Raw genomic sequence first — 16,760 nt, forward strand, 5'->3', positions numbered from 1 at the left:
CGACCGTGCCTTTCTCCCCTAAATGAGGCGGAACTATACGAGGATCAATACCCTGGCGCAAGCCGCGCAGCAGACGAACGCGTCCCGTTCGTGGTAGACCCCCTATCCCCCGCCGATCGGGTCCCCACCACTACCGTGCACAACATACCCGCAGCAATGGGTAGATGGGGCGGGATATCTTCCAAGCGAATCCGTACCGGGATCCGCGCGGCCAGACGTACCCAATTGAAGGTTGGCCGGACATTGGCTTCCAGACGCGCACCGGTTTGACTCTCCCGGTCGGCAACTGCAGGGGCGATGCTTTCCACCACGCCTCTCAAGGCCGGACGCTCTCCGAGCAGGGTGACCGTAACGGGATCGCCTACCCGTACTTTTTGCAGGCGGGTCTGTTCAAAGTAGCCGTAGACCCACCAAGACTTGGCCTCGACCAAGGCCATCTCGGCCGCACCTGCAGAGGCATAATCCCCCACCCGCAGGCGCAGGTTGGTGATGATGCCCGCTACCGGCGCGCGCACTTGGGTCCGGCGCAGATTCAGGGCGGCCAGATTCAACGCCGCTTGCGCCGCTGCGTAGCGCGCACGCGCAGCCTGGACCGCGATGCGCGCATCCTGCTGGGCTTCTGCCGAAACCACGTCCGAGCCCAACTGGGCACGCCGGGCGGCCTGTTCCTGGGCCTTGGCTAAATGCGCCGCGGCCTCGGCAAGCTGGGCCTTGGCGCTTTGCACCGCCATTTGATAGCGCTCCGGATCAATGGTGAACAGAAGCTGTCCGGCCCGAACCGAGGTATTGTCGTGAACCACCACGGCAATGACCCGTCCTGGAACATCGGCGTTGATGTCCACAATTCTCGCCTGGACGACGCCATCCCGTGTCCACGGACTGTCCAGATACTGATGCCAAAGCCGCCACCCCAACCAGGCGGCCAGGGCAACCACGAGGAGGGTCAGCACCACGCGCATCAGACGGCGAAGGATCATCCGTAGACCCCCAAGGACAGGGAAGCAAAAAGGCAAACGAAGAGGGCCAGGCGTAGCAAAGCGGGATGCCAAAAGTAGCGGTCCCAATCCCAGCGCGATAGCAAAAGGTCGACCAACCCGAAGATCAACAGGCTAGCAAGAAAAATCAATAGCAGAGTCGGCACCATGGCCGTGAAGAGGGGGATTTCACGAGGCATGACTCACCCCTTCGGGTTCCAGGCGTTGGAGGACACTACCGATCACCTGCAGGTAGATGCGCAGGAGTCGCGCGGGTGCCAAGAGGGCATGCAAGCGGGTGTCCAGGTTCTGACCAGGCCCCGACTCGGCGGCCTCTACGGCGACCGTCAACGCCGCCGCGACCGCGGAGCGGTCCGCCTGGCCCTCCATATGCTGGGCGAGGACTTCCAGCAGGGGCGCAACCCCCTCCCCTAGCTCCGGGGCCGAACGCAGGAGTAAACGGAGGTGCAAAACCGCTTCACCCAATTCTTGCAGGCGCAGGGCAGAGCGCAGAATCCGGGCATCCTCTTGATGTTTTCCGCCTGGATCAGCAACCAAAAGCCGGAGATATTCCCGCGTATCCCGCTCGAAAATCGCCCGCAGCCCGCCCAGAGGCTGCCGACAGACCTCGACCACCTGCTGCCGCAATCCCTTCGCCAACCAGCGACGTTCCAACCAGTTTCCCATGGGAAAGATGGTCAGAAAACTCCATCCCACCACGAGGACGGCCATCACCTCAGCAATACCCGTATTGACCATCCCCAGATAGTCGAAAGGTCCCGATTGGGGGGGAATGGCCAATTGTGGAAAGAAAATCCCGTAACCTGCGGCCATACCCGGCCAGGCACTGCGATACAGAATCAGGGGACCCAGCAAGAGAAAGGGTAGGAGCCCAAGGGCCAAGAGAGGGAATCCTTGAACGTGAGGCAAAATCAAGAGGGTAAACACCAGTGCGGCGAGGAAGGCTACGCTGATTCCCCAGCCCATCTGTCGCACCGAGGCCACCGGATTCGGAAACGTCGAAAATAGGGCCCCCAGAACGGCGACGATGATGAGGGCGGCGGGTCCCGAGGGCCAGTCACTGCCTAACCAGAAGGCTGCCGTTATGCCAACCACCACCATCCCTCGCAAAGCCGCACTGAGGGGCTGAAAGAGCTCGGTTTGGGGATGATCCCAAGGCGCTGGACGGTGTAGATTGTGGGCATAGGCGCCGGGTCGTCCCGGTAGCTGGTCGTGGCGCAGATGGGGATGAAACGCCTCCAGGTAACGCCACACATACCAATGTAACTCCGCCAGAAAGCGGGTGAGCAGCAGGATGGTACTGTCTTTGGCGAGGGCTTGCTGTGGCGTGTGGGCGATGGCACGGCCCGCCTGGGAAGTACCGGATTCCGGGCTGCCGAGCTCGGTCAGGACCCAACGCCGCAGACGATCGAGTTCGGGCAACACCGCCGCCATCTGGTCTTGCTCCACCCATTCCGCCAGACGCGCCAGGGTCTGATCCACCTGATCGAGGAGAGGCTGCAAGGTTTGCAACACGTGCTGCAGGGGCGGATGCCGCAAACGCCGCAGCTGACTGTTGAGCAGGTGCAGAGAACTGGCCGCCGCCATCATCTCGGCAATCATCTGCTGTACCCGGCCGTTCTGGCGGCGCGCGCTCTGACTCTCGAAAATCCCGCTGGAACGATAGCTGTCGAGCTGGATCACTTCAGCAATGGCTTGCAAATGCAACTTTGCCCAGCCCGCACGGGGCACTCCACCGGCCACGACCCGCCGACTGTTCCCCAAAAAATGGCCAAAGCGGCTTCGCGCTGATTGATATAACAAGCTCTGCAGGGACTGAGGGAAGAGCACGGCACTCAGGATGGAGGCGATACCGATACCCAGCATCACGTCACTCACCCGAGCGATTCCAATGTCGAAGGCGTGCGCCGGCTGCAATACCGCTGGAATCCCTACCAGTGCCGCCGTATAGCCTGCCAATACAAAGGCATAGGCCTGGAAGTTCCGAAAATAGCGGGCGCCCCCCGTACATAGGCCAACCCAGAGGGCCAAACCCAGCAAAAAGCCCCAACGGGACTGGGGGAAAGCAGCGACCAGCCCGAGCCCCACCAAACTCCCCACCAAGGTACCCAGGGCACGATAAAAGCCCTTGGCCAGCACCATACCATTGCGGGATTGCATGACGATGAACACGGTAATCACTGCCGTAGAGGGCGAATCCAGGGAAAATCGATAGGCAAGCCAGAGGGTCAGGACGGCAGCCGCGGCAACCTTGAGCATGAAGATCAGGGTCTCCCCATCCTTGCGCAAGGGCGCCCACCACGCCCGCCAGGATGCGGCCCGCGCAGCGGCAGTCACGGAGCAGACTCCTGCAACAAGGCCTGAGACTTGGGGTCATCGCCCATCACTTGGGGGAGAGCGGTGCCGCCTAAGGCTACCTGAAGGGTCGTCAAGCTTTTCAGCGCCGCCGCGTTGATGGACACGTCTTGAGCCGCCAGACGCAAACGTTCGAGTCGAGTCTCCAGGGTTGGCAGGGCATTTTGCAGGCCTGCAGACCAGCGTTGATCTTGTATCTGCTGGGTTTTGCGCAAGAGTTTGGCGCGCTCTTGAAGCTCTTGCCGTACATGGGCGGCCGTTTGCAGATGGGTCAGGGCGTCGCTCACCTCCTGGAGCCCGTGGAGCAGGGTCTGATCATAACGGGCCACGGCGGCATCGTAGTCGGCCGCGCGGCGATGCAGTTGGCCGCGCAAGCGTCCACCCGTGAAGAGGGGCAGAGAGATCGCCGGACCCGCCCCATATTGCAGCGAACTCGGATGGAAAAATTGCAAGAAGCTCCCTGCTGCCGCAAGGCCACCCGCAAAGGCAACCAGGTTGATATTGGGATAAAAATCGGCCCGCGCCACCCGAATCTCTGCCGCCGCGACGGTCATCTGAGCCCGCCGCACCTGGACGTCCGGGCGCTGTCCCAAGAGTTCGGCAGGGACCTGCTGCGGCACCTGCCAGCGGGCATTGAGGGTCCAGCTCTCCACGGAAGCTTGCGCCGGCAGTACAGCGCCCTGCCCTACGAGGATGGCCAAGGCTGTGTCCTGCAGGCGTGCAGCTTCTTCAAGATGTTGCACGCGCAGATCCAGCGCATTCAGCGCATCGGCCTGGACGATGCTCTCCAGGCCGTTACTCAGACCGTGGTTTTGCCGGTCCCGGGCGATTTTCAGGATCTGGTTCAGCACCTCACGCTGGCTTTTGGCATTCTGCAGCATTGCCGTTGTCGCCGCACGATCCACGGCGGTGCGCAAGACCTGTCCTTCCAGGATCAAGGCCGCGGCGCGGGCCTCCTCCGTCCGTGCTTGAAAATCAGCCTGGCGGGCTTGCCGCTGGTCCTTATCCTTGCCCCACAGGTCCAGGTGATAAGAAAGATCCACATTGGCAGCGTTATTCCAGGTATCCCGCCCCCCAAAGGGCGGAGGATAAAACTGATTTTGGGTCCAATGGTTACCACTCAGGCGCCCCTGGGCGCTCAATTGCGGTTCCAAAGTCGCACCGGCTTCCTGTACAGCCCCAGCCGCCGCACGCACCCGGGCTTCGGCCTCGGCCAGGCTGGGATTATGTGCCAAGGCCCGTTGCAGCAGGGGGGAGAGTGCCGGACCAGCAAGGGTTTGCCACCACTCCGCCGGCCTCGACGAAGGATTAGGCGCAGACCCCAAAAGATCCTGGGGCAATTGCAGCTGGGACAAGGCCAGTGGTTTTTTTAGTGGAGGCGTGGCCGGCGCACAAGCCGACAGCACGACACCCATCAGGGCCCAGGCAGCGGGGTAACGCCAACGATGCCGATCAGTCTGCGCCAACGGAGAGCCGTTCAGCTGACAGTATCCTTTGCTCGACTAGGAAACGCCTCGCCCGTGCCCAGAGCCTCGGCTTGGTCGGCAGGGGCGCCGACCTCGCGCGCGGCCTGGGTCATCATGCGGCGGTAATAGTAGCGTGCCAGCTCAGGGTCCTTGGCCACCCCCAGGCCCTTCTCATAGGCCAAACCGAGGTCGAAATCGGCTTTTGCCTCGCCCAAATCCGCAGCAATACGGTACCAATGCAGCGCGTCATCCCAGCTTTTTGCTACGGTGCGTTCCTGTTTACAGATGGGCGGGGCGTATAAGGTGCCCAGGTAAAAGGCCGCTTCGCCGTGGCCGTGCTGCGCCGCATGCTGCAGTTGCGCCAGTGCTTGCGGGTCTTGCTCGGCGCGGTTGCGCAGGGCTTCCCAATCCTGGGCCCACGCTGGCAAGGCGAGAAGCAAGGCGATGATGGCGGAGGCCGAAATCAGCCATTTCATGGCCCGGCATGCTCCCGCGTGGCATGAAAATGGATCTCCGGCCAGCGTTCCATGGTGAGGTCCAGGTTCACCCGGGACGGAGCGAGATAAGCCAGGCGATTGCCGGCGTCCTCCGCCAGATGTTCTTCCAATTTACGGGTAAACTCTGCCAAGCGCTTAGGATCTTCACAGTCCACCCAGCGCGCCGTCTGTACCGCGACCGCCTCAAAGCTGGCCTCAACGGCATATTCAGTCTTGAGCCGCTCCGCTACGACGTCAAACTGCAGCACCCCCACGGCACCGAGGATAAGATCGCCACCCTGGAGTGGACGAAAGACCTGCGTCGCCCCCTCCTCCGCCAATTGCTGCAGGCCTTTCTGTAACTGCTTGGCCTTGAGGGGATTGCGCAGACGCACGCGGCGGAAGAGTTCGGGGGCAAAATAGGGGATACCGGTAAACTGCAGATCCTCGCCCATGCTGAAGCTGTCGCCAATTTGGATACTGCCATGATTGTGCAGGCCAATGATGTCGCCAGCGTAGGCATCCTCCACCAACTCGCGCTCGCGGGCAAGGAAGGTAATGGGGTTGTGAATCTGGATCTCGCGCCCAAGACGCAGATGACGCACCCGCATACCGCGCTGGAAATGGCCGGAGCAGATGCGCAGAAACGCTACCCGGTCACGATGCTGCGGATCCATGTTCGCCTGAATCTTGAATACAAAGCCGGAAAAGCGCTCCTCTTCGGGCTCCACATTGCGGCTGGTGGTGGGGCGCGGCAGCGGCCCCGGGGCCCAGTCGATCAAGGCCTGGAGCAGCTCACGTACACCAAAATTGTTGATAGCCGAACCGAAGAACACGGGTGTCTGCCGCCCTGCCAGGAAGTCATGGAGATCAAAGGGATTGGCGGCCGCCCGCAGTAGTTCGATCTCGGCGCGCAAATCCGTTATCTCGTCCGGGAAACGGCGATCCAGTTCCGGGTTATCCAAGCCAGCAATCAGCTCAAATTCTTGCTCGCGGCTCTCTTGCCCGGGTGCGAAGACCAACATCTCGTCGCGCAGTAGATGATAGACCCCGCGAAAACGCTTGCCCATACCCACTGGCCAGGTTACCGGGGCGCAGGCAATACCCAGCACCGACTCCACCTCATCCATCAGCTCCGTGGGGTCGCGGCTCTCGCGGTCAAACTTGTTCATGAAGGTGATGATGGGGGTATCGCGCAGGCGACAGACTTCTAGCAGCTTGATGGTCTGGGCCTCGACGCCATTGGCTGCATCGATGACCATCAGAGCGGAGTCCACCGCCGTCAGGACGCGATAGGTGTCTTCCGAAAAATCCTGGTGGCCTGGGGTGTCGAGGAGATTGATCACATGCCCAGCGTAGTCAAACTGCATCACCGAACTGGCAACGGAGATGCCGCGGCTCTTTTCAATGGCCATCCAGTCGCTGGTAGCATGGCGGCTACTCTTGCGCGCCTTCACCGTGCCTGCCATCTGGATCGCCCCGCCGAAGAGCAAGAGCTTTTCCGTGAGGGTCGTCTTGCCGGCATCGGGGTGGGAGATGATGGCAAAGGTGCGACGACGATGAATCTCGTCCAGGGTTTGGGGGCGCGCCAGCGCCTCGACAATTTCAGACATCATTCAACTCTCAGACAGCGTGGGGAGGGACTGGCTCAACGCACGGGAGAGCACCAAGGCGTCCTCGCGTCCCTCTTTGTTGCGATAATACTGCAAGCGCACGCCAATTTCATGGAAGCCGAACTGGTGATAGAGATTCTGCGCCGCGGAGTTGGAGACACGGACCTCGAGGAATACGCGCTCCGCCCCTAATTGCCGCGCCCGCGTCAGCAACTGCTCGAGCATTTCCCGACCGTGGCCACGGCGGCGTTGCGCCGGATCAACGCCGAGGTTGAGCACATGTGCCTCGGCGGCGCCCACAGAAAGCACACCAAAGCTCAAGAGCTGGTCGGCGGCATCGACCCCTACCCAGCTGTCGTAGCCCGCCAACAGGCAATCGCGAAAGATGCCACGCGTCCAGGGTCCCGGCGAAATCTCCGCCTCCAATGCCGCTACCGCGTCGAGATCATCAACGCTCATCACACGCAATGGCATCAGCGCTTCTCCTCGGCCTGAGAGGGGCGGATATAGTGCGGCTCCAAGGCCTCGGGACGCATCCCTGCCTCTCCTGCTGCAGCGCGCGCCCGCGCCAGACGCAATACCTGCGCCGCCTCCGGATAGCGATCTCCCTGCCAACAATGCACCTGCGACCAGCATTGCGCATACGCGGTCCAGCCCGTTCCCAGGCCCAGAGCAGCCTCTTCTACCGGCCATTGCAGCGCCTCGGGTCGACACACACACTCTGCAGTCAACGGCTGCGGGATACTCTGCGCATCCGGCCGATAGGCCGCCGCATAGACCTCCCCCTTGCGGGCATCGAAGGCAGCCAATACCGGGCGATCAGAGGCTCCAGCCGCCAGGGCCTGCAGGCTGGAAACGGGATAAATGGGCCGGCCCGTGGCAATGGCCAGGCCATGCATGGTACTGATACCGAGGCGCACTGCGGTGAAGCCACCCGGCCCGACGCCGCACGCCAGACCGTCGATTTGTTCGAGACGCAACCCGGCTTGTTTCAGGACGCCATCAATCATCTGCAGGAGGAGCTCACTATGCCGATTGGGCGCGACAATGAGGTCTTGCCACCCCCGGTCGCCATTAAAGACGGCGACAGAGCACGCCTCCGTGGCTGTTTCAATGGCCAGCCAAGTCTTCATCCCGATGATTCCTGCCAAAATTGCTGTACTGCAGCCAATTCCGAACTTTGCCGCATCGGCGGAAGACTCTGCAAGAAAATGCGGCCATAGCCCTTGCTGCGCAAGCGGGGATCACAGAGCATCAACACGCCACGATCTCGCTCGGAGCGGATGAGACGCCCGGCACCCTGACACAGCGCGATAACCGCCTGCGGGATCTGCAGATCGCGGAATGGGTCTCCGCCCTCGGCACGAATCCGCTGCATCCGCGCCTGCAGCACCGGATCTCCGGGGCTAGCAAAAGGCAGCTTGTCGATGATGACGGTAGACAACGCTTCACCCTGCACGTCGATGCCCTCCCAAAAGCTCGCGGCACCGAGCAAGACCGCATCACCAGCGGCACGAAAACGCTCCAGCAGGCGGGTTCGGGGTGCCTGCCCCTGTACCAGCAGGGGATAGCGCAGGCGTCGGGAAAGAATTGCCGCCGCCTCCTGCAAGGCACGATGGCTGGTGAAAAGAAAAAAAGCACGGCCGTGGCTCGCTTCCAGCACCGGAATGGCCGTCTCGAGACAAGCAGCGGTGTAGCGTGGACTACTGGGTTCTGGTAGGTCAGACGGCAGGTAAAGCAGTGCCTGCTGGGGATAATCAAACGGGGCCGCGGCAAAAAAATCTTCACTCTGCTGCAACCCGAACAGCTTGCGCGTTTGCGTAAACTCGCCGCCAATACGCAGGGTGGCGCTGGTCAGCAAGATGGCAGCATATTGAGAAAAGAGATGCCGCTGCAGGGTCTCCGCGGGATCAAGAGGTGTGGCATGGAGCAACAGTCCGCGACCGCGCCGCTCACACCAGCGCACCTCCTGCTCCTCCAACCCGGGAGCGGCAAAATGCGCCAGCACGCTCTGCAACTCTTCGCCGCGCCGGCTGCATTGCTCTAGCGCTTTGCCACGCACCGCCACCGCACGCAAGTGTTCCTGCAAGGGCTCCGCACTGCGCAGTAGTTCGCGGAATCGCTGCGCCAGTGGCGTGTCGTCATCGGGGCGCCACTCCAGCCGTCCCTCTCCCGCACTTTCCTGCCAACGCAACACCGCGTGTTCCCAGCTCTGGATCAGCGCGCGCAACTCATTATCGTCGGCGGCTTCGCTCTGGGCGGCCACCCGACTGTCGCGGCCCCATTCCGTCAGACGGTGGGCACTGAGGTGCTGACCAAAAAACTGCGCCGTCAGCTCCGGTAGTTGATGCGCCTCATCCACAATCAGACCATTTGCCGTCGGTAGCAGGTCGCCCTTTCCTTCCGCCTTCAGGGCCAGATCAGAGAGCAAGAGATGGTGGTTCACGACGATCAGCTCTGCCTCTTGCGCCTGCCGTCGTGCCTCCAGCACCGGACAACGGGACTGCTCCGGACAGTCCGTGCCCAGGCAATTGTCGCGGGTGGACGTCACCAAGGGCCACACGGGAGAATCCTCCGCAACACCGCGCAGCTCGGTAATATCTCCCTCTCGCGTCGCCGCCGCCCAGTCTGCCACCCGCAGCAAATCGCGCTGTAACTGCCCTACCACGCCAGCGCGCAAGCTCTCCTGCAAACGATAGGGACAAAGATAATTGCTTCGCCCCTTGAGACGCATGATTCGCAGCGACTGGGGCCAAGCCCGGCGGAGAAGCGGGATATCCTTCTCGATGAGCTGATCCTGCAAGGCACGACTACCGGTCGAGACAATGACCTGCTTACCCGACCGGAGCGCCGGCAAAAGATAGGCAAAGCTCTTCCCGGTGCCGGTGCCAGCCTCGATCAGCGCCACTCCGCCATCGGCCAGAGTTTTGGCTACGCGAGCAGCCATCTCCTGTTGCTGCGAACGCGCACGAAACTCCGGCAACAGGGCAGCGAGAGGGCTCGATGCACCGAGCAAGTCCGCCCACACTGCGCCGTCCCCTGCAGCGCTCACCCCCGATCCCACCCATCGGCTCGACAAGAGAATGAACAGCCAGTACCCTGGCAAGCATGTACAAACGGCGCGCGCGAGTGGTTTTTCTGCATGAGCAAGATCCAGAAATTGCAGAACGCGCGGTGGCGCTGGCGGAGCAGCTTGGCAGAGACTGGCTGGAAGCGCGACATGAATACCTGGATCGTGATTGGCCGGATTTGTTGATCCTATTGGATGGCCGCGCGGCAGACAAGCTTGATCGTTCTACCCATACGCGCGCGAAATCTTGGCCGCTGGGGGCCGATTGGGAACGGGAACTGCCGCAACGCATCTCTGGAATGATCGGCGGATTTCGACTGCTGGCACGCCTTGATGGGAGCGACGCCCCCACGGTAAGGTTTGCAAAACATCCTCGGCGCGTCTGATCCGCGCGTTGGTCAACGTAATCTTCAGAATTTCCTACACTTCTACCCGGTCTATTTCCTGATAACTACTTTTGAGCCAGCGTTTGACCCGCTGCCGCTCCATCAGTCCCATCTCGTGGTCGATGCCATTTTGTGTCGCGCTCCAGAAACTGCTGCTGTTACGGTCTATCTTGATCATGAGTGGCTCATGGAGATGTTTCAGGCTGATGATCTTGGCCCCCATGTCCAGAGCTCGCTGTTTCTGTCCAGACTGCTCCAATATCTGGAATTCCTCACCGCGAATCTGATTCAGCACCAAGACATAGCGCAGGCGGTCTGCAAAGCGATCCAGAAGTTTGCGCAACAAATCGACGGAATCTTGCCCCGAATCCATGACGTGCCAGTACTGCAGATTGAGTCCCAGTTCCTCGATGACCTCCAGAACATCCGATTCTTCCATCCAACGAACTAGCGCGGATTGCGTTTGAGCCGCAAAATCCACCAGGATGCGCTGATCGTAATCGGCGCTGGCGGCCTCCAATATGCTGTCTAGACTCTCATACTGATCCACCACAATGGGAGAGGTGTAGTCTCGATAAAAGCGGAGCAAGGCCCCATGGGAACGGTCCGTATCAAAAGCCAGGAAGGGGATCGAATGATCGATGAAATACTGCGCCAGAACCCGTGCCATCAGGGATTTTCCGACGCCACCCTTTTCGCCACCAATGAAATGAATGCTGCCCATGCTTGTACTCCATCAGGAAGCGGACGTTACCAAAGGACACCATCGCGGAGTATGGCGGAGGGTGTACCCGAGTTCAAATAGGGCGTGGATCACCGTAGGGACGCAAAACTGGCCCGGGGAGGGCAGCGCCCTCCTCTGTGCTGTGCACTACGGAACAGTCAGAATTCGACTATGCACTAGAATCCTTTGCCGGGGAATCGCCCTCCTATCGGCCCCAATATTGCTAGAATGGAACCCTATAAAGGGATGATCGCAAAACTAGGGAGGCAACCGCATCATGTCTGTTCAACTCGAACAGCAGTACTCGCGTTTTGATCACAAGACGTTTCCAAGCAGTAACAAAGAAAATCTCGTCTGGACCTTATTCCTCACCCTCGGAGCGCTCGGTATCTGGGTCATTTTTCGCGCTCAATTCTGGATGTGGCAGTACATCATCCTCGGGATGTGGTACGCCGGTCTGTTGTGGTTTGGACTGAAATGGCCGCACTTCCGTCTGTTTACACTGGTCGTGCTCGCCATCGCTGGCGTCGGCGTGGGCCTGTATACGCTTGGTTACAATGACAGCAACAGCTTGCTGATGCGCTATTTCCTCCACAGCAACGCGATGTTTGACTGGATGAGCGTCGCCATCCTGTGTAGCGCTGTGGGCTATTATGGCTACCTGTTGCGCGGCAGCGAAAGCGGTGGAAAATGGGGACAGCGCTTCGCCTGGGCTGCTTCAGCTCTCGGCTTTGCTGGTCTCGCCATTCGCTGGCGCGAAACCTATATCGGCCATCCCAGCTGGGGCCATATCCCCGTCAGCGATATTTATGACGTCATGGCCCTCTTCTGTGCCATGACCATTCTCTTTTATTTGTACTACGAAGAGGATACCCAGAGCCGTGGCCTGGGCGCCTTCGTTCTCCCTCTGGTGCTCATTGCCGACATCTTCATGTTCTGGGTGGGAGCAGCCTACCATCTCGACCACATTGCGCCGCTGGTACCCGCACTGCAGAGCTTTTGGATGAAAATCCATGTGCCCTCGATGTTTGTGGCCTATGCCAACTTCTATATCTCCGCCATGGCAGGCTTGGCTTACCTTCTCAAGGATCGCGCCTTGCAACATGGCGGCTTCCTGCGCGATCGCTTGCCCAGCCTGGAAATCTTGGAACGCAGTTACTCGGGAACCATTGCCTTCGGTTTTCTTTTCTTCACCGTCGGCACCATCCTCGGCGCGGTCTGGGCCGCCCGGGCCTGGGGCGGCTTCTGGTCCTGGGATCCGAAGGAAACCTGGGCACTCATCGTCTGGCTCAATTACGCCGGATTCCTCCACGCCCGCAGTCAAAAGAACTGGCATGGTCGGCCGATGGCATGGTGGGCGCTGATCAGCCTGATCGTTGTGACCTTCTGTTTTATTGGCGTAAATCTCTTTCTGGGCGGTCTGCACTCCTACGGCAAACTCTGAAGCGTTGAGCGCAAAAAAGGCGAGGCACGCTACGTGCCTCGCCTTTTATCCGTGAACACCGTGGTTCAGGAGAAATGAACGTCCTGGGGCAAACGTCTGGCGCCGTCGAATCGTGCTGACCAGTACGGATCGCTAAGGCTCGCCACCTGGACGCCGGTCGATGGCGTTTGCGCACTGACAAAATGTCCGTGGCCGATATAAATGCCGACGTGAGAGAAGGCTCGGTGCATCGTATTGAAAAACACCAGATCGCCCGGTTTGAGGTCGCGGCGCGGGATGGCCGGCAGACTCGCTGCCTGGGCATAGGAGGTCCGCGGCACGTGGATATCGAATTTGGCCAGGATATATTTCACAAAACCGCTGCAGTCAAAGCCGGTGCGTGGACTCGTCCCGCCCCAGACATAAGGGGCACCGATGAATCGTAAAGCAGCAGAAACGAGGCCACGGGGTGAAAGCCAACTCGAACCGGTGCCATCCTCCGTGGTCATGCTCTGTGCCGCCAGAGCAACGTCATTGCGTAGTTCTGTCCGCACATTCTCTCCCGCAGCAAAGTCCCCGTTTTCCTGCAGGGTTGCGAGGGGGTGACTCGCCCAGTAATAGGCCTGGCTGGCAAGCATCTGCAATGCAACGCCCAACGTACTGCCCGAGTGCGCTGGCACGGCAGTGTCTACAGCAGGCAGGGGCGCTTCCACAGTGGCTTCCTTGATGACGGGAAGCACAGCCGCAGGCGCATTGTCCGCCACCTTGGCAAGAATGAGGGAGGCATTGATGAACTGTGCGGAGTCCACGGGCTGCACTTGCGTGGGGATGGCTTGCGAAAAGGTGTAATGCGGCAAGGGGCTCACTTGCGGGGCGGCGCCGACGCCAGCGAAGGACACTGGCGAGAGATGCATCAACTGCAGCGCGCCAGGCGCAAGGCTGTCAAAGCTCGCTGATTGGCGGTCGCCCTCCTGGATGGCTGGCCTTTTCACCGCGCGCTGCCGATACCCTGTGCGCAACGCAACGACCGGCTTGGCGTGTCGGTACTGATGGGGAGTATGTTTGGCTCGCCCATGATCACCGACGACTCGCGCGTGCTGGTTGTGGATGATATGCCGAGTAGCTGTATGCGCCTGTGCCAGCACACTACCCGAAAAAAACACCGCGAGGGTTACCGCAACTCCCACTACGCTTTTCCGCATTGCGCCTCCTCCAAACGCCTTGGAAGCGTCGCTGCATGGGTTCTATCACCAAGAACCACAGGCAGAGACACACCCCAGAAAAAACGAGACCGCCTCTGCACGAGGCGGCCCACACCGCGCTATCTGCCCTCCCGGAAGGGCTGTGCCATACTTCGAAGTCCGTTTTTCCAAAGTCTATTAGCCATAACTAACACATATGCCCCATAACGCCTCTTTGGGAATCTAGGCGAAAAGCTCCCGTAGCGCAAGCTTTTGTTAGAGAGATGTGACACGGTGTAATCCTTCCTGTGGCCCAGATCCTGCATGCCTTGGAGCGGTGGTCTTTGCTAGGAGGTGGTGGGTGAATGTAACTATCTGTTTTCAATCCGCTCCAGATCTAAATCTCGCAGGGATTTTGAGGACTTGGCGTCGTCTCTGGCAACGTGCCATCCTCGCCCTACTACTACTGCTTCCTGTCCTTGCCAGCGCCGCACCTGCTCTAAACGGCACAAGCCCCCAAAAAATCTGGGCGCAGGCTGGACAGAGCCACTGGATCGCCCAGGGTCGCGGTTCACGCGTCCTCTATGTGATCTTTGATCCCAACTGCCCTTATTGCCACATGCTCATTGACGAACTGCAATCCCAGATCAAACCCATGCATCTACAAGTGCGTTACCTGGTCGTCGGGTTTTTGGCTCCCAGTAGCGCCGGCAAGGCCGCCTATATTCTGCAGGCAAAGGATCCTCTCGCAGCCATCCTCCAGAATGAAAAGAAATTCAATATGAAAAGCTTTGGCGGAGTACCGGAAACCCTGGCGAGCCGCGCATCGGAAAAGATCCTGAGGCACAATCTGGTACTGTTGCGGAGCTGCGGACGCAAAGTGGTACCCACCATGATCTATCCGCAGAAGGGCGGAAAAATACGGATCGTGCAAGGCGCCTTGGATGCCAGCAATCTGCACGAGGTCTTGCAAGAAATCCCCCTGCATCGCCAACCCTTGTCAGGGCACTAGTCCCAACGTATCCTCCCGCTTGAGGAAAAAATGTGGGGGGAATCATGCAAGTACGGGTAGCTGCCATACAGATGGCAATTTCTGGGGCGCGTTCCGAGAATATTGACAAGGCCGAGCATTGGGTACGGAAAGCCGCGTCAGCCGGGGCGCGGGTCATCCTGCTGCAGGAGCTCTTCAGCACATCGTACTTTTGCAAGGATCAGGACATCGATTTTTTTGCCCTCGCCAAAGATCGGCGCGAGGATCCGGCGTTGCAACGCATGCAAAGCCTCGCTGCGGAACTCGGTGTGGTTTTGCCTGTAAGTTTCTTCGAACGCGCGGGCAATGCATATTTCAATAGCCTGGTCACCTTCGATGCCGATGGCACCGACTTGGGACTGTACCGCAAAGCCCACATCCCAGATGGCCCAGGCTATCAGGAGAAATTCTACTTCAGCCCTGGCGATACTGGCTTTCGCGTCTTCCCTACCCGTTATGGTCGCCTGGGTGTCGCCATCTGCTGGGATCAGTGGTTCCCAGAAACTGCGCGCGTCCTCGCCCTGCACGGAGCGGAGATGCTGCTCTATCCCACGGCCATTGGCTCTGAGCCCACGGCACCAGAGATTCACAGTCGCGGACACTGGACCCGCACCATGCAGGGTCACGCCGCAGCCAATGTCATGCCCGTGATTGCCGCCAACCGCATCGGCAAAGAGGATGGACGCTCTGCCAGCATTACCTTCTATGGTGGGTCTTTCATTACTGACAGCACGGGCGAAATCCTCGCTCAGGCTGACCTCGATGAAGGCTTCATCGCCGCTGACTTGGATCTAAATGCCAGCGCGCGCCAGCGCATCGATTGGGGTCTTTTTCGCGATCGCCGTCCCGACCTGTACGGACCCATTTGCAGTTATGATGGAGATCCACGCTAGGAGCCGCTCTGATTTTTTGCAGCAAAGGAAGAGACAACGTGCGTATGATTGATGCTTATACCCATACGGTTTTCGGCAATTACTTTCGTTTCGATGGGCGTATGTCCCGCGCCGAGTTCTGGTGGTTCACCCTCTGCAATTTCCTCATCATCTTTGCCTTTATGATTCTAGCGGCCATTTTCGGGGCCTTTTCGGTTGGCGAACGATCCACACTGAGCACTCTCGTGATATTGATCTATGGCCTCTATATTCTGGCGATCCTCCTGCCCAGTATCGGCGCCCAGGCGCGTCGCTTGCACGATGTGAATCTTTCTGCTTGGCTCATCCTGCTGAATCTGCTTCCCTACATTGGCGGAATTATTTTGTTGATCATTTATATATTCCCCGCCAAGCCGGAAGGCGCGAAGTACGGAGCTTACCACGACAGCGCCGCGTACTGAGCAGATAACGAAACAGCGCTCTATTTCTGTAAAACCATGAACCCGCCAGATCCTGGCGGGCATTACTATATGGACTCACACTTTGACTACAGCTTTCCGATTACGCAACCACGCAACAAACGCCGGGAATAGGGAGACGACGATAATCAAAAGTAGGAATGGCGTGAGATAGGCCTTGACCCAGGGCAGACGACCCAGGAAATAACCAGCGAGCAACAAACCCCCCACCCAGAGAAAGGCACCGACGATGTTGAAGGTGGTGAAACGCGCCCAAGGCATACGCGCGGTGCCCGCAACGAAAGGAACAAAGGTACGAATGATGGGAAGAAAGCGACCAATGATGACCGCCTTGCCCCCATGCTTATGATAGAACGCCTTGGTGCTCGCCAGATGTGACGGCTGCAGGCGCCAACGGCCAGAAAATAGTCCTGGCCCGAAACGTCGCCCGATGCCGTAATTCAGCGCGTCACCAAGGACCGCGGCGAGAATGAGCGCCGGAATCAGAATCATTAGTGACATATGCCCGGCACCCGCCAGGGTACCACAGACAAAAAGCATTGAATCGCCAGGCAATATCGGCATGACGACCAAGCCTGTCTCCGCGAAAAGGATGAGGAAAAGGCCCAAATATACCCAGGCCCCATATTCCTGCAGGAATACCGCCAGCCAGTGATCAAAGTGCAGGACAACCTGCAAGAGGTGCAGCAT

Annotated in this window: 17 protein-coding genes; 5 read left to right on the plus strand and 12 right to left on the minus strand. The window is 59.6% G+C overall.

Annotation, left to right across the window (positions count from 1 at the left end; genetic code table 11):
* Positions 1–44: 44 nt before the first annotated feature.
* The 9 genes from M5D89_RS13485 to yoaA are packed head-to-tail and all read right to left on the minus strand — an operon-like array spanning position 45 to position 9,957.
* Positions 45–977 (minus strand): efflux RND transporter periplasmic adaptor subunit, encoded by a 933-nt coding sequence (locus tag M5D89_RS13485; protein WP_248886312.1) that lies wholly within the window; start codon positions 975–977, stop codon positions 45–47.
* Positions 974–1,174, minus strand: a complete 201-nt coding sequence (locus M5D89_RS13490; protein WP_248886313.1) for a DUF1656 domain-containing protein — start codon at positions 1,172–1,174, stop codon at positions 974–976. Before M5D89_RS13490 ends, M5D89_RS13485 begins: the two co-directional genes overlap by 4 nt.
* Entirely contained in the window at positions 1,164–3,332 is a 2,169-nt protein-coding gene (locus M5D89_RS13495; RefSeq protein ID WP_248886314.1) for an FUSC family protein, read from the minus strand. Before M5D89_RS13495 ends, M5D89_RS13490 begins: the two co-directional genes overlap by 11 nt.
* Positions 3,329–4,816, minus strand: a complete 1,488-nt coding sequence (locus M5D89_RS13500) for an efflux transporter outer membrane subunit (protein WP_248886315.1) — start codon at positions 4,814–4,816, stop codon at positions 3,329–3,331. The genes M5D89_RS13495 and M5D89_RS13500 overlap by 4 nt, the downstream gene beginning before the upstream one ends.
* An 11-nt stretch (positions 4,817–4,827) precedes the next feature.
* Positions 4,828–5,292, minus strand: a complete 465-nt coding sequence (locus M5D89_RS13505; protein ID WP_248886316.1) for a tetratricopeptide repeat protein — start codon at positions 5,290–5,292, stop codon at positions 4,828–4,830.
* Positions 5,289–6,908 (minus strand): peptide chain release factor 3, encoded by a 1,620-nt coding sequence (locus M5D89_RS13510; RefSeq protein ID WP_248886317.1) that lies wholly within the window; start codon positions 6,906–6,908, stop codon positions 5,289–5,291. The genes M5D89_RS13505 and M5D89_RS13510 overlap by 4 nt, the downstream gene beginning before the upstream one ends.
* Positions 6,909–7,379, minus strand: a complete 471-nt coding sequence (gene rimI, locus M5D89_RS13515) for a ribosomal protein S18-alanine N-acetyltransferase (protein ID WP_248886318.1) — start codon at positions 7,377–7,379, stop codon at positions 6,909–6,911.
* Positions 7,379–8,038 carry a tRNA (adenosine(37)-N6)-threonylcarbamoyltransferase complex dimerization subunit type 1 TsaB gene (gene tsaB / locus M5D89_RS13520; protein ID WP_248886319.1) on the minus strand — a complete coding sequence of 220 codons (660 nt, stop codon included), beginning with the start codon at positions 8,036–8,038 and terminating at the stop codon, positions 7,379–7,381. The genes rimI and tsaB overlap by 1 nt, the downstream gene beginning before the upstream one ends.
* Positions 8,035–9,957: a DNA repair helicase YoaA gene (gene yoaA / locus M5D89_RS13525; protein ID WP_248886320.1), complete on the minus strand. Its 1,923-nt coding sequence runs from the start codon at positions 9,955–9,957 to the stop codon at positions 8,035–8,037. Before yoaA ends, tsaB begins: the two co-directional genes overlap by 4 nt.
* 56 nt (positions 9,958–10,013) lie before the next feature.
* Between yoaA and M5D89_RS13530 the strand changes: the two genes are divergently transcribed.
* Entirely contained in the window at positions 10,014–10,361 is a 348-nt protein-coding gene (locus tag M5D89_RS13530; protein ID WP_248886321.1) for a hypothetical protein, read from the plus strand.
* A gap of 34 nt (positions 10,362–10,395) precedes the next feature.
* Here M5D89_RS13530 and M5D89_RS13535 read toward each other — a convergent pair whose 3' ends face one another.
* The gene (locus tag M5D89_RS13535) at positions 10,396–11,085 is read right to left on the minus strand and encodes a P-loop NTPase family protein (RefSeq protein WP_248886322.1); all 690 of its coding nucleotides are present in this window, start codon (positions 11,083–11,085) and stop codon (positions 10,396–10,398) included.
* 277 nt (positions 11,086–11,362) lie between these two features.
* Here M5D89_RS13535 and ccsB point away from each other — a divergent pair, with 277 nt between their 5' ends.
* Positions 11,363–12,529: a c-type cytochrome biogenesis protein CcsB gene (gene ccsB / locus M5D89_RS13540; protein WP_248886323.1), complete on the plus strand. Its 1,167-nt coding sequence runs from the start codon at positions 11,363–11,365 to the stop codon at positions 12,527–12,529.
* A gap of 65 nt (positions 12,530–12,594) precedes the next feature.
* Here the strand turns inward: ccsB and M5D89_RS13545 are convergent, their stop codons facing one another.
* Positions 12,595–13,710: a C40 family peptidase gene (locus tag M5D89_RS13545; protein WP_248886324.1), complete on the minus strand. Its 1,116-nt coding sequence runs from the start codon at positions 13,708–13,710 to the stop codon at positions 12,595–12,597.
* 340 nt (positions 13,711–14,050) lie between these two features.
* Between M5D89_RS13545 and M5D89_RS13550 the strand changes: the two genes are divergently transcribed.
* Genes M5D89_RS13550 through M5D89_RS13560 form a run of 3 tightly spaced genes read left to right on the plus strand, consistent with a single transcriptional unit; the run spans position 14,051 to position 16,052 of the window.
* On the plus strand, positions 14,051–14,701 hold the full coding sequence (locus tag M5D89_RS13550; RefSeq protein WP_248886325.1) for a thioredoxin fold domain-containing protein: 651 nt from the start codon (positions 14,051–14,053) through the stop codon (positions 14,699–14,701).
* Positions 14,702–14,745: 44 nt separating this feature from the next.
* A complete protein-coding gene (gene aguB / locus M5D89_RS13555; protein ID WP_248886326.1) occupies positions 14,746–15,612 on the plus strand; it encodes an N-carbamoylputrescine amidase in 867 nt (288 codons plus the stop codon).
* Between the two features lie 44 nt (positions 15,613–15,656).
* Complete coding sequence (locus M5D89_RS13560; RefSeq protein WP_248886480.1) at positions 15,657–16,052, plus strand: DUF805 domain-containing protein; 396 nt, start codon at positions 15,657–15,659, stop codon at positions 16,050–16,052.
* Between the two features lie 75 nt (positions 16,053–16,127).
* On the opposite strand, the gene M5D89_RS13565 is transcribed toward M5D89_RS13560, so the two are convergent.
* Positions 16,128–16,760, minus strand: a complete 633-nt coding sequence (locus M5D89_RS13565; RefSeq protein WP_248886327.1) for a VTT domain-containing protein — start codon at positions 16,758–16,760, stop codon at positions 16,128–16,130.

The sequence above is a fragment of the Acidithiobacillus acidisediminis genome, from assembly GCF_023277115.1.
Taxonomy (GTDB): Bacteria; Pseudomonadota; Gammaproteobacteria; order Acidithiobacillales; family Acidithiobacillaceae; genus Igneacidithiobacillus; species Igneacidithiobacillus acidisediminis.

Excerpts from the sequence above, each read along its gene's own strand:
- tsaB (WP_248886319.1), bottom strand. The coding sequence starts at position 8,038 with ATGAAGACTTGGCTGGCCATTGAAACAGCCACGGAGGCGTGCTCTGTC.
- M5D89_RS13490 (WP_248886313.1), bottom strand. The coding sequence starts at position 1,174 with ATGCCTCGTGAAATCCCCCTCTTCACGGCCATGGTGCCGACTCTGCTA.
- M5D89_RS13545 (WP_248886324.1), bottom strand. The coding sequence starts at position 13,710 with ATGCGGAAAAGCGTAGTGGGAGTTGCGGTAACCCTCGCGGTGTTTTTT.
- M5D89_RS13485 (WP_248886312.1), bottom strand. The coding sequence starts at position 977 with ATGATCCTTCGCCGTCTGATGCGCGTGGTGCTGACCCTCCTCGTGGTT.
- rimI (WP_248886318.1), bottom strand. The coding sequence starts at position 7,379 with ATGCCATTGCGTGTGATGAGCGTTGATGATCTCGACGCGGTAGCGGCA.
- M5D89_RS13505 (WP_248886316.1), bottom strand. The coding sequence starts at position 5,292 with ATGAAATGGCTGATTTCGGCCTCCGCCATCATCGCCTTGCTTCTCGCC.
- aguB (WP_248886326.1), top strand. The coding sequence starts at position 14,746 with ATGCAAGTACGGGTAGCTGCCATACAGATGGCAATTTCTGGGGCGCGT.
- M5D89_RS13560 (WP_248886480.1), top strand. The coding sequence starts at position 15,657 with ATGATTGATGCTTATACCCATACGGTTTTCGGCAATTACTTTCGTTTC.
- M5D89_RS13565 (WP_248886327.1), bottom strand. The coding sequence starts at position 16,760 with ATGCTGCACCTCTTGCAGGTTGTCCTGCACTTTGATCACTGGCTGGCG.
- M5D89_RS13535 (WP_248886322.1), bottom strand. The coding sequence starts at position 11,085 with ATGGGCAGCATTCATTTCATTGGTGGCGAAAAGGGTGGCGTCGGAAAA.
- ccsB (WP_248886323.1), top strand. The coding sequence starts at position 11,363 with ATGTCTGTTCAACTCGAACAGCAGTACTCGCGTTTTGATCACAAGACG.
- M5D89_RS13530 (WP_248886321.1), top strand. The coding sequence starts at position 10,014 with ATGTACAAACGGCGCGCGCGAGTGGTTTTTCTGCATGAGCAAGATCCA.
- M5D89_RS13510 (WP_248886317.1), bottom strand. The coding sequence starts at position 6,908 with ATGATGTCTGAAATTGTCGAGGCGCTGGCGCGCCCCCAAACCCTGGAC.